This window comes from Maribacter sp. 1_MG-2023 (assembly GCF_030547005.1).
GTDB lineage: Bacteria > Bacteroidota > Bacteroidia > Flavobacteriales > Flavobacteriaceae > Maribacter.
The window spans coordinates 211,692-225,541 of record NZ_JAUOPN010000006.1; the positions used below are offsets into that span (position 1 = coordinate 211,692).

Sequence of the window (13,850 nt, forward strand, 5' to 3'; positions counted from 1 at the left end):
TTATTTAAAATTAAACCAAAAACGAACTCCGTCTTGTGTTTTATCCGTATTCATTGAAGTCTGAAGCTGATTAGCCAGTCGACTCATTAAGCGAATACCCATAGAAGAACTAGCGCGTTCATCTGAATCTTCAGGTAAACCAATACCATTATCGGTATACTCAAAGAAACCTTCTTGACCAGCTATTTTTCGTAGATGGATGTATATTTTACCATCGCTATCATCATTCGGAAAAGCATATTTAAATGAATTAGAAACCAACTCGTTTAATATAAGTCCGAACGGAATTGCTCTATCAATATCCAATTCTACACCTTCTGCATCTATGGTAATATTAATACTATGTCCGCCTTTTTTGTAAACTGACTGAATACTGTTAATTAAACTTTCAATATACCCTTGCATCTCAATAACCGATAGGTCATCATTTTGATACAATTTCTGGTGTATTAATGCCATCGCCTTAACTCTACTCTTACCTTCTTCTAATGCCGCAATTGCTGCCTTACTTCGAGTGTTTTTAGTTTGCAAACTCAACAAGCTAGAAACCATTTGCAGGTTGTTTTTAACCCTATGGTGAATTTCTTTAAGCAGAGAATCTTTCTCTACCAATGAATTTTCGATTATGAATTTTTGCTCGGCAATCAAGCGTTGGTTTTTGATACTCTTTAAGTAAGCGTATACTAAACCTGCAAAACCAATAAGGGTAAATATCAAGGATACAAACACCAAACTAATTTTATCATCTCTTGCCTTAATATCTTTTCTAGATTCTTCTAACTGCGCTTTCTGTTGCTCCATCGTTTTTCTAGAATTCTCTAAATCTTGCGCTACAACTGAAGTTAGTTGTTGATTTTTAATATTTGATGCCAGTGCATCAATAGAGTCTCTAATTCTAATATTCTTTTTAAGGTAAACAGTTGAATTTTTAAAATCACCAGTTTTAAAATAGTAATCGGCATAAATTCTATTACGCTTTAAAATATTATCTGATTTAATTGGGTTTAAGTCATCACTCAAGTAATCTGTAGCTTTGGCGTAATCATCTAATTTCAAATAACATTCAGCCAAGGCAAGCGTATTCTCAATAATATCTGAAGAAAATTTACTCTTATTATATTTCTTGATGATGTCTCTACTCTCTTCTAAAAAAGGAATAGCCTTTTCGTATTCACCTAGCTGCACGTGACTTTTACCAATATTACCTATAATCAATCCGTTTAGAATTCTGCCATCTGCAATCTCCTTATCTGAATGTTGGTTGGTAACATCACTTAAAAAAACCTTTATGAGTCCCTCTGCTTTCTTAAAATAACTCAATGCAGTTGATGTAGATTTATCTAACCTTAAATAATTACCAATGGTGTTGTTATAAATAGCCTGACCATAGTAATCGTCATCTTTAAGTACTTTTTTCTCTTCGGTCATGTAATCACGCATAGCCTTTCTATATTGACCTAAACTCGCGTAAATATCATAAAAGGCAACGTTATCGGTTAATCCTAATTCACGTTTTACCCTTCTAATTTCAATTTGCTTATCGTACAATTCTAGCATAGCATAATTATTATCCAATATGCTTAGAATATTCTGCTTAGACTCCAAATCTAACTTTAATAAATTATCATATAGTGGTCTGGCAATTGCTAGACTTCTCTCGTAGTTACCCAAATCATAATAGATTTGAGATTCTATAAGTTGGTAGTTTCGTATGGAAATTGAATCTTTTGTTTTTTCAGAACTGTTCAAATAAACTTTTACAGTATCTAACCAATCGTACGGAGAATTTTGATTGTAGCGGTTGGGAGTATTAAAAAAGAAGAACGAACGTAGTTCACCGTTTTCTAAATCTTGAAATTGTTTGTAATAATCTTCATTTTGAGTTTCTACATCGTCTTGCGCAAAACCAAGGCAAGTAAATACACTAAAAATCAAAGTGCACACTAATCTCAAAATAAAGGGTTTTTTCATATCTTAATAAAAGCAGAATCAAACTTATAACTTATACCCGATTCTACTAATTTTTTTTATGAGCCATCATTAAATGATTTTCAAATAACCTAAAGCTCAAAAAGCGTGTTCTACGTACTTTTTACTGTTTCATTAAAAATTGATGCTGATTTTGATTTCAAATTCAAGTTCTTGACAAAAAAACCATTCAATTTCTAATATTTCAAAATTATAAATAAGCCATACGTATCAGGATTATTTGTTGTGAAACCCTTAATTATTGTGGTGAAACGTACTTAGACCATATAACCATGTATTTCATCGGTAAAAAAACACACTTTATCGATGATAAATTACATTTCATCTGAGCTAAAAGCAAAAAAAACACCTTAAAAAGGTGTTTTTTTTATATAGTAACTCGGATTAGGAATTCATAGCCGAGATAATAAACTCTTTAAAATCTTTAGAGATTGGGATCAACGTATTATTGATCATAATATCTTTTGAATTGATAGCATCAATATGATCCACATTTACAATGTATGATTTATGCGCTCTGTAAAACTTATTCTGTGGTAACTTCTCTAAATAATCTTTTAATGGTGAACGTACCAAAAACTTTTTATCTACAGTATTTACTTCTAAATAGACATTGTCAGCTTTGATAAATTGAATATCACCAAATTGTATTCTGTAATAAAGATGCTGCTTCTTGACGAAGATAGAATCTTTTAAAATAGAATTAGACATTGCAACATCTTCGGTATTGGTATCATTAGCTGCTCCATTATTAGCCGTAGTCTGTTTACCGTAAATGAAGTTTGATAATGCAATTTCAATAGATGTATATAAATCTTGTTGCTCAAAAGGCTTCACCAAATAACCGTTAGGTTTTACTGTTTTAGCATTTTCAACTGTTGCACGATCCGAGTTAGATGTTACGAAAATGAAAGGAATATCATAATTCTCTCTAATGTGTTTACCCAAATCAATACCCGTTTTATCAGAAGCTAAAATGATATCAATTAGAACTAAATCTACCTGTTGGGTTTTTAAAACTTCAACAGCCTGTTCATAAACAATTACGTTGTCAACTATTTCATATCCTATTTCCTCTAGCATAGATTGCATATCATCAGCGATGATCACATTATCCTCAACAATTAGAATTTTTATGGGTTGTTCCAAGGTTTAAATTGGTTTGTGGGTTATACTCAAAATTACAAAAAATAATAATAACTAATAAAAAACAACAAGGCGATAAAAAAGGTACTTAATGCTAATTTTTTCAGCTCTGGATCAAGTTCTGCCTCGTTATTGGTGCTAGCTACTTTTCTTAGATGAATAAACACCAGAAGGTAGCCTGCAAGACATACATAACGTAATTGCGATCCATTTGTTGTAAGTAAAAAACAAAACAGACACATAAACGAAATAATTAACAGTGCGTAGTGATATTTTTTTGCCTTCGGTAAACCCATTTTAACCACCATGGTATTCTTACCAACTGCGGCATCAGATTTTATGTCTCTCATATTATTAAGGTTAAGAACACCTACACTCAATAACCCTATAGAAACTGCGGGCAATACTGTCATAAAAGAGATTGCTTTCAGGTATAAAAACATAGAACCTAAAACACTGACTAATCCAAAAAATATAAAAACAAAAATATCGCCAAGACCGTTATACCCATAAGCAGATTTACCTACGGTATATTTGATAGCTGCCCAAATTGCAAAGGCTCCCAATAATAAGAATAAAACAGGATATAGAATATCTTTTAAACCAAAAGAAGTAACGATTAACGCTACAATGAGAATTGCATTAATTACAATACTGATATAAATACCAGATTTTAATTGCGCTGCGGTTAAAAGTCCACTCTGCAGAGCTCTTTTTGGCCCTACCCTATCATCACCATCAGTACCTTTGACACCGTCACCGTAATCATTTGCAAAATTAGACGTTACCTGTAAACCAATAGTAGTTAAGATTGCCAGAATAAAAATACTGACATTCGTAACCCCATGATAAGCTGCCATAGCAGTACCTACAAGTATACCTGAAATTGATAAGGGAAGGGTTCTAAGTCTTGCTGCGTTGAGCCAAGCTTTAACTTTTGTCACTAAAAAGGATCTTCTATTTGAATTCTTTTACCGTCTTGATAAGAAGCTACGAAAGCATCACCAAAACCAATATCTACTAATTGTTTTCTAAAAGATTGTGCTTCTTCTAAAGTCTCAAAATTACCTAATGAATACGAGTAAAAAGGATTGGTTTTAACGAAGAGTGTATTTGTCAAAGCTTCAGAAGCTAGTGTTACATTATTATCTACGAAAGATTTTACTTGTACCGAATATATTTTTTCTTTCTGTAAGAACTCTTTAGCCAGGTAAAATTCTTTAACAAGGCTTAGTTCTTCATTTTGCTCTTTCAAACTTTCTAAACGAGTTCTTATTGCATCAACGCTATCTATAGAAGTTAGCACCAAATCATTAGAAGCTTTTCTATTAAAACCACCTGAACTTGACAAACCTGCAGTAAATGAGGTAAATGCCAAACCGCCAATTAAGAAAAGACCTGTAATTCCTGCCAAAATATTACGCTGAATCTTACTCTTCTTTAATTCTTTGTTTTTGAATTTTATTTGATCTAATAAACGCTCATTGATAATTTGTGCTTTATCGACGTCTTTATGTAATTCTAGTAAATCGCTTTCTTCTATAAAGGGCATATACAGGGGTAATTTTTACGCTTAAAACCTAAATGTAAGTTAAAAATTGTTAATAACTTTTTAATTGACACAAAAATAAAATTAAATGTAACTAATCACAATAAACACGATGATTATTTAAGATATTCTGTTGAAAATCAAATCGAAAAGAATTTTCCTACATTTATATTTAGTCATCTAAGAGACTGATACCGTCAGATTCAATTTTAATTTTTCTGTCTTTATATAAGGTACCTAGACCTTTTTTAAATGTTTTCTTACTCATTTGAAAAATATCTCTAATTTCTTCTGGTGCAGACTTATCATGTAACCCTAAAAAACCACCACTTTCAACTAACACTTCATATATTTTCTTAGCAGCAGGTTCTAAAACTTTAGCACCTAATGGCTGAAGAGAAATATCTAATTTATTGTCTTTTCTAATGATCTTGATACAACCAGGTATGACGTCGCCAATATTAATTGGTTTGAAAACTTCATTGAAGTAAACTAACCCCTTATGTTTTTCATTTACAATAACCTCCCAACCTAAATCGGTTTGTCTAGTAACGACTAAATCTACCTTCTCCCATTCTTTAAGATCGATAGTATCATTACTTAAAAATCTGTCGAGTTTATTTGAAGCAACCAATCTACCAGAACGTTCATCTAAATAACAGTGTACCACATACCACTGCCCTTCTTTCATCTTAACACGCTGCTCACGAAAAGGTACTAAAAGGTGTTTCTCAAGACCCCATTGCATAAACGCACCAAACTCATTCACCTCAGCTACTTGTAACAATCTAAATTCACCAAGCATAATATCTGGCTCTAAGGTAGTTGCAACTGGTCTTTCATCATAATCTAAATAACAGAAAACTTTAATTTTCTCTCCTATTTCATATTCAGTTGGCACATATTTATTTGGTAACAATACATCATTTCCTTCTTCATCACCCAAAAAGAGTCCAACACTAGTGTCTCTTAAAATCTCAAGGTTGTTTATATGTCCTAATTCTATCATGCTGCAAAATTACATTTTAAATATTAAAAACTTAGTCTAAAAAAAAGACCGTTACCAAAAAGGCAACGGTCTTTAATTTAATTGTCATCTGACTATTTATCGTAAACAGATGATTTTTTGAAATGTTGACAAAGCTTGTAATAGATAACTGCTCTATGCTTGTTTCTGTTAGAAGAACCGTATTTGTCCATAACAGATGCAAGTGCTTCATCTAATTTAGCATTATCAGGAAGACCTAACTTTTTGATCAAGTAATTGTTCTTTACAGTATCCAATTCTTTTTGATCACTACCAGATACTTTAGAAGCATCGATGTTGTAAATAGATGGTCCTAGACCAACAGTTACTTTTTTAAGCAAGTCCATATCTGCATTTTCACCAAATTTATCTTTGATGTCTGCAGCATACTTTTCGATTAAATCGTCTCTTTTACTCATGTTAAATGTGTTATAATTAATGGTTAATACACCACTAAGATATGAAACGAAAATAATCAATCAAAATTTTATCGTTTTTTAATGTAGGCGTAGTAATTTCCAGTAATTGCGGACGACCGGTTTCATCAAAAAATGTACTTAATTCTTCTTCAAGCTCTTCAGATGAATTTGCCGTTAAATAATTGAAACCATACATCGCACAAAGATGCGCTGCAGATAAGGTATGTCTGGTTTCGAAATAGGTTTCAAAAACATCAGAATTTTCCTTTCCCGGAAGTATTCTAAAAATTCCGCCGCCATTATTATTAACAACAATAATTCTAAAATTAGGCTTTAAGTAACTATTCCACAATGCATTACTATCATAGAAAAAGCTAAGATCGCCTGTTATAAAAAGTGTAGGTGAGCTAATTACCAAAGATGCACCAATTGCTGTAGATGTACTACCATCAATACCACTTGTACCTCTATTACAAAAGACTTTTAGTGTAGAATTTACGTTAAATAACTGTGTATATCTAATGGTAGAACTATTTGCTAACTGCAACATATAATCATTAGGCACAGCTGCTAAAATATGATTAAAGGCTAAAAAATCTGAAAACGGAATCTCTTTTAAATAATCATCTCTTTTGAGCTCATATTTCTCTTTTACCTTATTCCAATGAGAAAAATACTCACTTTTTAGATTCGTATTGTCTGAATACATTTCACTGAAAAAATCATTAACCGAAATTTTAATATGTTCTTCTAAACAGAAAAAAGTATCGTTTGCAAATTGACCTCCAATATGCCAATGATGTTCTGGCGCATAATTTCTTAAAAAGGCTTTTACTTTTTTAGAAACTATGAGTCCGCCAAAAGTTATCAATACCTCTGGCTTCAATTTTTCGAATTCCAATTCAGTATCGGCATACATTTCCATGGGTGCAACTAACGAATCTATACTATTAAAAAAATTAGGATGATGAATATTCGATGTAGTTTCTGTTAACACTATAACGCTAGGATCATTAGCTAGCTTTTCTAAAACCATATCTTTAATAGCATTAGATGTATTAACACCTACCAATACCATTTTACGAACAGAAGTTTTCCAAATATTTCTATGCTGCTCTAAATCTAAAACATTAGCAACCTTAGTTGGTATCGCACTAATTTGCGGCGATACCGTAGGCGCAGATACTGTTTCATACAAAGGCTCTTCAAAAGGTGCGTTTATATGAATAGGAGTATTAGACGTCAGTGAAATTTCAAGAGCAAGGTTCAATTCACCATCATTGAAATGCTGTACTTCTTGTTGAACTTCATTTACATCTCTATTAGAAAGCCACTCAGGTTTATATTGCAAAATCTTTTTAGTAGCATGATTGACATCTTGTTTTAGGTTGGCAGAATATCTTATATGATTTTCAAATACATTTCGCTGGTTAATGGTTTGTCCATCTCCTATTCCTAATTTATACACAGGTCTGTCAGCAGAAATAACAATTAACGGAACATTACTAAAATATGCCTCGGCAACCGCTGGGTAATAATTTAAAAGCGCACTACCAGATGTACAAAGCACTACCACTGGCTTTTGCAATTGTTGCGCCATACCTAAAGCAAAAAAAGCGGCACAACGTTCGTCTACTATGCTATAACAAGTAAAAAAAGGATTCTCTGCAAAGGCTATCGTAAGCGGCGCATTTCTAGACCCCGGCGATATCACTATTTTAGAAATATTCTTTGCCTGGCAATGTTGAACAATAGATTGTGCGGTAGGTATTGCGGAGTATTTCATGTAATTCAAAAATACGACCAAAGCGGGTTATTACCCAAAAGTTACTAATCTATTTACCGTCTAGAACACGAAACATGGTATTACTTTTTAAAGCCGTTTCTTCCCATTCTTTTTCAGGTATAGAATCACTTGTAATTCCACCACCTACATAAATCTCAGCTTTCTCTTTGAACAATTGCATGCAGCGTAGATTTACAAAAAGCTCTGAGGTTTTCATAACACTTCTATAAGCACTATTCTCTTGGTTACGACGGTTTCTATTTCTTGGCAGTTCTGTTTTTGTATTCAGCTCACCTAAAAATCCGGTATAAAAATTACGTTCATACAATTCGTTTTCTAAAATAAAACTCTTTGCATTTTCTAACGGGCTACCGCATACTGCTGGTGTTGGATGTAGTGCTTTTAATATATCACCAAATTTATTCGGCGCAATGGTGCCTTTCATTTCAGTACGAAGATGCCAAAGTTGACCTGCCTTAACAGACTCTCGTTCAGAACTATTTAAAGAAACAACATCATCTTTTAAAGTATCCAAAATATAATCGGTTACCAATTGCTGTTCATCTAATTCTTTTTCCGCCCAAATTGGTTCATTAGCACCTATTGCATTCTGTGTACCTGCCAAAGACATTGTAGTAAATTGAGTACCATTACTTTTTATCAAGATTTCTGGGGTAGCACCCATCCAAATTCCAATTTTTGGATGGTACCAAAAGTAGCAGAATGCTTTTTTATATACTTGAAGAATTCGTTGATACACTTCAAAGTAATTGTCTTTGACATCAACTTCTATTTTCCTAGACAGAACAACTTTATTGAAATCACCTTTACCAATTCTCTTAATGGCTTTAGATATTAAATTAAGATATCTTTCCTTTTCTGTAGCTTCGCTTTCCGGTATGTTTTTCTCACTGACCTGAAATTCATCATTTAAAATTAACGGAACCTTTTCTAAAGCATCCATTTTCATTAAAATAGCATCTGAATTCACATCGAACGGAGCAAAAACGAATCCTGTTTCCGTGAAATCTATAACCTTATGAACGTCATCGTTGTTTTGAAAAACACCCACCAATTCGGTTTCATTAGGTTTGCTATATAACACAAACGGCAACTGCTCTTTCAAGCAATTTTCAGCTCTATGAAAAAGTTCTTGTATCATACTACTTTCTAGGTAATGCGATAGTAGTTAATTTACAAAGAGAGACCAGTTGATCATCTTCGTTGGTCACCCTAATCTCCCATAATTGGGTAGTTCTACCTTTGTGTAAGATGGTTGCTCTGGCATAAACAAATCCTTCTTTTACACTTTTAACGTGATTTGCAGAAATCTCCAAACCTTTAACAAAAAATTTGTTACCATCTAAAAAAACATAAGATGCCGCACTACCAACACTCTCTGCCAATGCAGCGGTTGCCCCACCATGTAAAACTCCGTCCGGCTGATGCACTTTTGGAGTAACAGGCATTTTAGCCAACAAAAAATCTTCCCCTACATCTATGTATTCGATTTCTAAAGTCTGCATTAAGGTATCTTTAGAAGATTCGTTACAAATCTTTAGAATTTTCTCTTTGTAGTCGTTCATCCTTTTTTTTGTAAAATTAAGCATTACATTACCAACAGAAAAGCCGAACCGAAATGATAGATTAATGGAGAACCAAATAAAAAATGTCACTTATAAAACTACCAACACCTATGAGACTTTAAATGAATTAACTAACCAAACAAAACGAGTTTGGATTGTTTTTCATGGCATAGGTTTCTTAAGTAGATTTTTTCTTAAATATTTCAACGAGTTACCTAAAAATGAAAACTACATCATTGCCCCACAAGCTCCTTCTAAATATTATTTAAAAAATGAATATAAGCATGTAGGTGCAAGTTGGTTGACAAAAGAAAACACGGCACTTGAAACAACTAACCTTTACAATTATTTAGATGCTGTTATAGAGGATGAAAACCTACCTCTGGATTGTGAAATTGTTCTCTTCGGATTTTCGCAAGGCATTTCTATAGCATTAAGGTATTTGGCGTATTCTAAAATGACTTGCTCAAAATTGATTCTCTATGCTGGCGGAATACCCACAGAATTAAAAAAATCAGATTTTACCCATTTAAAAAAGGAGACCGAGATTATTTCAGTTTTTGGCAACAAGGATCAATACATTACTCCAGACAAATTAATAGAAGAGAATAACAAACTTAAAACACTTTTTGGAGACCGTATTAAAAACATCACCTTTGATGGTGGACACGAGGTAAAAAAGGAAATAATAAATCAATTGGCAAAATGAACTATACACCAACCTTAGAAAACGAACGGGTTATACTGAGTCCGTTAACCTTAGAAAATTACGAAAAGCTGATTCCCATAGCTTCACAGAAAAAATTGGTTCAATACTCCCCTTCTGACATTGCAACACCTGCAAGTTTAAAAAACTATGTAGAAATTGCATTAGAACAGCAAAAAGCTGGCACTAGCATACCCTTTGTTGTTTATGATAGAAAGAATAATGCATTTGCAGGGTGCACCCGTTTTATGCATATCAATTCAACAAATAAAGTCCTACATATTGGCTCTACTTGGATCGGTCGTGAATTTCAAGGTACCGGGTTAAACACCCAAATGAAAAAATTAATGCTTGAATATGCTTTTACTACCATGAATTTCGAAAAAGTAGAATTTCGTGTAGATGAAAGAAATATGGCATCAAGAAAAGCAGTTGAGAAACTAGGCTGCACCTTAGAGGGTATACTACGCAAAGATGTTTACCTACTTAATGGTTTTAAAAGAAATACCTGTTGCTATGGTCTTTTGCGAGAAGAATGGCAAAGTAATCAGAAATAGTACTACTCTTTAATAACTGTAGTTTCAGCTTGGTAATAGGTGATTTTTCTAGTAGTATAGGTATTGTCGGGCGTTACAATCTGCTTGATCCAATTACCAACTTCAGAATTGTCGTATTGATAAATGTATTCTTTCTTAATAATACCAGCACCTCTTTTTGCAATTTCAGAAACTAGCATTCCCTTTTCGTCATATTCGTAACTAGTACGTGTGGTTGGCTCAAATTTCTTCAATTGCGAATTGTATTCAAATTCTTGCTGTGCCATTAGTTTACCATCCATGCTATACACTTCTTCATAAGCATCATTCTCTTCACCATTTAAATACTCTTTTGTTAAAACAATTCTTTGAGCAGCTTTATTAATCGGTTTTAGCGTAGATGTGCGAATAGATTTTACTGGAGCATCGTTCAATAGATAGGTAACGGTATTCTCGCCTTTAAACTTCTTGTGTTCTATAAGCGTAACGTCTGTACCGTTATTATTGGTTCTTTGAATGCTTATTAAATCGCCAAACTCATCATATCCATATATGTACTCATCTAAAAACGCTTTTTCATAGGAGAAGATACGCTCTTGTATTTTTAAATTATCGGTAGAATCAATTTCGTAAAAATGTGCGATAGAAGTACTTGCATCAAAAACACCATTTCTATAAGATTCTGATCGTTTTTCCAAAAGGTCATCATTATTATACTTATAATAAACAGCATCATAGTCTTGTTCATTATATCTTGTAACTGACTTTGTTAAGAAACCCTTTTTATTAAAGTCATATTCTTCTTTACCATAATCGGTACTGACCAAGCAAGATTTCACATCTCCCATTAAGTCAAAATCCTCAAGAGTGAAGATTTGAATTTCTTGTCCTCTGACGGTAGAAAAAGCTGTTATAAAAACCGTTAAAAAAATAAAATGGTATTTCTTAGTCATACTGCGAAATTACTTTATTAATAATAGGGATAAAAGGATATCATATAAAAGTAAAAAGGGACGGTATAAACCGTCCCTTTTATATAACAACTTAAAGTTATATTACTTAACCTCTTCGAAATCTACGTCTTCAACGTTATCACCTTCAGAAGCACCACCGTCAGCAGTTGGCTCTCCTTGAGGAGCTCCACCACCTTGTGCATCAGCTTGCGCTTTGTACATTTCTTCAGATGCTACTTTCCAAGCTTCATTGATTTTATCTAAAGCTGGAGAAATAACTGCAAGGTCTTTACTTTCATAAGCAGCCTTTAACTCTGTCAAAGCATCTTCAATTGGTTTTTTCTTATCATCAGATAATTTATCACCAAATTCAATTAATTGCTTTTCAGTCTGGAAAATCATTCCATCTGCCTCATTCAACTTATCAGCAGTTTCTTTCGCTTTTTTGTCAGACTCAGCATTAGCTTCCGCCTCTGCTTTCATCTTCTTGATTTCCTCATCAGTTAAACCTGAAGAAGCTTCAATACGAATATCTTGCGTCTTGTTAGTTGCTTTATCTGTTGCAGATACTTTAATAATACCATTTGCATCAATATCAAAAGTAACTTCTATTTGAGGAGTACCTCTTTGTGATGGTGGAATACCATCTAAATGGAATCTACCAATAGTTTTATTATCATTTGCCATTGGTCTTTCTCCTTGCAATACGTGAATTTCAACCGATGGTTGGTTATCAGCAGCAGTAGAGAATACCTGAGACTTTTTAGTTGGTATTGTTGTGTTAGACTCTATTAATTTAGTCATTACACTACCCATAGTTTCAATACCTAAAGAAAGAGGTGTAACATCTAATAACAATACATCTTTTACATCTCCAGTTAATACACCACCTTGTATTGCAGCACCTATAGCTACAACCTCATCTGGGTTAACTCCTTTTGAAGGCTTTTTACCGAAAAATTTCTCAACAGCTTCTTGTACCGCTGGTATTCTAGTAGAACCACCAACCAAGATAATCTCATCAATATCACTATTTTTAAGACCTGCAGCTTTCATTGCACTTGCACATGGCTCTATTGTTCTTTTTACCAAATCAGCAATTAATTGCTCAAATTTTGATCTTGTCAAAGTTCTTACTAAGTGCTTTGGTCCAGAAGCAGTTGCAGTTACATACGGCAAGTTAATTTCTGTTTGAGCTGAAGATGACAATTCAATTTTGGCTTTTTCAGCAGCTTCACGTAAACGTTGCAGCGCCATAGCATCTTTTCTAAGATCCATATCTTCCTCAGACTTGAACTCATCAGCTAACCAATCAATAATTTTTTGATCAACATCATCACCACCTAAGTGAGTATCACCATCAGTAGCTAGTACTTCAAATACACCATCACCTAATTCTAAGATAGAAACATCATGTGTACCTCCACCAAAATCAAATACTACAATTTTTTGCTCGGTATCTTTCTTATCCATACCGTACGCCAAAGATGCAGATGTAGGCTCGTTGATAATACGCTCAACAGTTAAACCTGCAATCTCACCAGCTTCTTTAGTCGCTTGTCTTTGAGAATCATTAAAGTAAGCAGGTACAGTAATTACCGCACGAGTTACTTCTTGTCCTAAATAATCTTCAGCCGTTTTCTTCATTTTCTGAAGAATCATTGCTGATAATTCTTGTGGAGAATATAAACGACCATCAATATCTACTCTTGGTGTATCATTATCTCCTTTAACTACCTTATAAGGTACTCTATCTGCCTCTTTACTTGACTCAGAATACTTATTACCCATAAACCTTTTAATAGAATAAATGGTTTTTGTTGGGTTAGTAACCGCTTGCCTTTTTGCAGGGTCACCTACTTTGATCTCACCACCTTCAACGAAAGCAATCACTGATGGCGTTGTTCTTTTTCCTTCTGCATTCGGAATTACTACTGGCTCATTACCTTCCATTACGGAAACACAGGAGTTGGTAGTACCCAAATCTATTCCTATAATCTTACTCATTTTATATGTTTTAAATTAAGTGCTTTATTTTACAATCGATTAGTAATTGACAAACAATATGCCAAGCAAGAAAAACTGACATGATGTCATTAATCGTCATCTGCTCCTAAAAAATATGCCATTTTAGTATAGTTAATAGGTGTATG

At 33.4% G+C, this 13,850-nt stretch carries 13 protein-coding genes; 2 read left to right on the forward strand and 11 right to left on the reverse strand.

The features are described from left to right. The 9 genes from Q4500_RS09255 to Q4500_RS09295 all read right to left on the reverse strand — a co-directional run bounded on the left by Q4500_RS09255 (position 1) and on the right by Q4500_RS09295 (position 9,502). The gene (locus tag Q4500_RS09255) at positions 1 to 1,971 is read right to left on the reverse strand and encodes a sensor histidine kinase (RefSeq protein WP_303599398.1); all 1,971 of its coding nucleotides are present in this window, start codon (positions 1,969 to 1,971) and stop codon (positions 1 to 3) included. Between the two features lie 402 nt (positions 1,972 to 2,373). Beyond that, a complete protein-coding gene (locus Q4500_RS09260; protein WP_303599399.1) occupies positions 2,374 to 3,138 on the reverse strand; it encodes a LytTR family DNA-binding domain-containing protein in 765 nt (254 codons plus the stop codon). Between the two features lie 32 nt (positions 3,139 to 3,170). Then, positions 3,171 to 4,079, reverse strand: coding sequence for a 1,4-dihydroxy-2-naphthoate octaprenyltransferase (menA, locus tag Q4500_RS09265; RefSeq protein WP_303599400.1), 909 nt, complete (start codon positions 4,077 to 4,079; stop codon positions 3,171 to 3,173). Then, positions 4,079 to 4,687, reverse strand: coding sequence for an SPOR domain-containing protein (locus tag Q4500_RS09270; RefSeq protein WP_073246421.1), 609 nt, complete (start codon positions 4,685 to 4,687; stop codon positions 4,079 to 4,081). The genes menA and Q4500_RS09270 overlap by 1 nt, the downstream gene beginning before the upstream one ends. A gap of 169 nt (positions 4,688 to 4,856) precedes the next feature. After that, positions 4,857 to 5,693, reverse strand: coding sequence for a S1 RNA-binding domain-containing protein (locus tag Q4500_RS09275; protein WP_303599401.1), 837 nt, complete (start codon positions 5,691 to 5,693; stop codon positions 4,857 to 4,859). Between the two features lie 92 nt (positions 5,694 to 5,785). Then, complete coding sequence (locus Q4500_RS09280; protein ID WP_303599402.1) at positions 5,786 to 6,130, reverse strand: DUF2853 family protein; 345 nt, start codon at positions 6,128 to 6,130, stop codon at positions 5,786 to 5,788. Between the two features lie 34 nt (positions 6,131 to 6,164). Next, complete coding sequence (gene menD / locus Q4500_RS09285; RefSeq protein WP_303599403.1) at positions 6,165 to 7,916, reverse strand: 2-succinyl-5-enolpyruvyl-6-hydroxy-3-cyclohexene-1-carboxylic-acid synthase; 1,752 nt, start codon at positions 7,914 to 7,916, stop codon at positions 6,165 to 6,167. A gap of 49 nt (positions 7,917 to 7,965) precedes the next feature. After that, entirely contained in the window at positions 7,966 to 9,078 is a 1,113-nt protein-coding gene (locus tag Q4500_RS09290; protein ID WP_303599404.1) for a chorismate-binding protein, read from the reverse strand. A 1-nt stretch (position 9,079) separates the two neighbouring features. Beyond that, complete coding sequence (locus Q4500_RS09295; RefSeq protein WP_303599405.1) at positions 9,080 to 9,502, reverse strand: PaaI family thioesterase; 423 nt, start codon at positions 9,500 to 9,502, stop codon at positions 9,080 to 9,082. 64 nt (positions 9,503 to 9,566) lie between these two features. On the opposite strand from Q4500_RS09295, the gene Q4500_RS09300 reads away from it, so the two are divergent. Beyond that, positions 9,567 to 10,211 carry an alpha/beta hydrolase gene (locus tag Q4500_RS09300; protein ID WP_303599406.1) on the forward strand — a complete coding sequence of 215 codons (645 nt, stop codon included), beginning with the start codon at positions 9,567 to 9,569 and terminating at the stop codon, positions 10,209 to 10,211. Continuing rightward, positions 10,208 to 10,765: a GNAT family N-acetyltransferase gene (locus Q4500_RS09305; RefSeq protein WP_303599407.1), complete on the forward strand. Its 558-nt coding sequence runs from the start codon at positions 10,208 to 10,210 to the stop codon at positions 10,763 to 10,765. Before Q4500_RS09300 ends, Q4500_RS09305 begins: the two co-directional genes overlap by 4 nt. 2 nt (positions 10,766 to 10,767) lie before the next feature. Here Q4500_RS09305 and Q4500_RS09310 read toward each other — a convergent pair whose 3' ends face one another. Together Q4500_RS09310 and dnaK are read right to left on the reverse strand one after the other, a co-directional pair. Beyond that, positions 10,768 to 11,697 (reverse strand): hypothetical protein, encoded by a 930-nt coding sequence (locus tag Q4500_RS09310; RefSeq protein ID WP_303599408.1) that lies wholly within the window; start codon positions 11,695 to 11,697, stop codon positions 10,768 to 10,770. A 102-nt stretch (positions 11,698 to 11,799) separates the two neighbouring features. After that, entirely contained in the window at positions 11,800 to 13,704 is a 1,905-nt protein-coding gene (gene dnaK, locus Q4500_RS09315; protein WP_303599409.1) for a molecular chaperone DnaK, read from the reverse strand. Positions 13,705 to 13,850: the final 146 nt, after the last annotated feature.

Bases quoted from the DNA above. Each gene is read 5' to 3' on its own strand.
- Q4500_RS09295 (WP_303599405.1), bottom strand. From the start codon at position 9,502: ATGAACGACTACAAAGAGAAAATTCTAAAGATTTGTAACGAATCTTCT.
- Q4500_RS09270 (WP_073246421.1), bottom strand. From the start codon at position 4,687: ATGCCCTTTATAGAAGAAAGCGATTTACTAGAATTACATAAAGACGTC.
- Q4500_RS09255 (WP_303599398.1), bottom strand. From the start codon at position 1,971: ATGAAAAAACCCTTTATTTTGAGATTAGTGTGCACTTTGATTTTTAGT.
- Q4500_RS09290 (WP_303599404.1), bottom strand. From the start codon at position 9,078: ATGATACAAGAACTTTTTCATAGAGCTGAAAATTGCTTGAAAGAGCAG.
- dnaK (WP_303599409.1), bottom strand. From the start codon at position 13,704: ATGAGTAAGATTATAGGAATAGATTTGGGTACTACCAACTCCTGTGTT.
- Q4500_RS09275 (WP_303599401.1), bottom strand. From the start codon at position 5,693: ATGATAGAATTAGGACATATAAACAACCTTGAGATTTTAAGAGACACT.
- Q4500_RS09305 (WP_303599407.1), top strand. From the start codon at position 10,208: ATGAACTATACACCAACCTTAGAAAACGAACGGGTTATACTGAGTCCG.
- Q4500_RS09280 (WP_303599402.1), bottom strand. From the start codon at position 6,130: ATGAGTAAAAGAGACGATTTAATCGAAAAGTATGCTGCAGACATCAAA.
- Q4500_RS09300 (WP_303599406.1), top strand. From the start codon at position 9,567: ATGGAGAACCAAATAAAAAATGTCACTTATAAAACTACCAACACCTAT.
- menD (WP_303599403.1), bottom strand. From the start codon at position 7,916: ATGAAATACTCCGCAATACCTACCGCACAATCTATTGTTCAACATTGC.
- Q4500_RS09310 (WP_303599408.1), bottom strand. From the start codon at position 11,697: ATGACTAAGAAATACCATTTTATTTTTTTAACGGTTTTTATAACAGCT.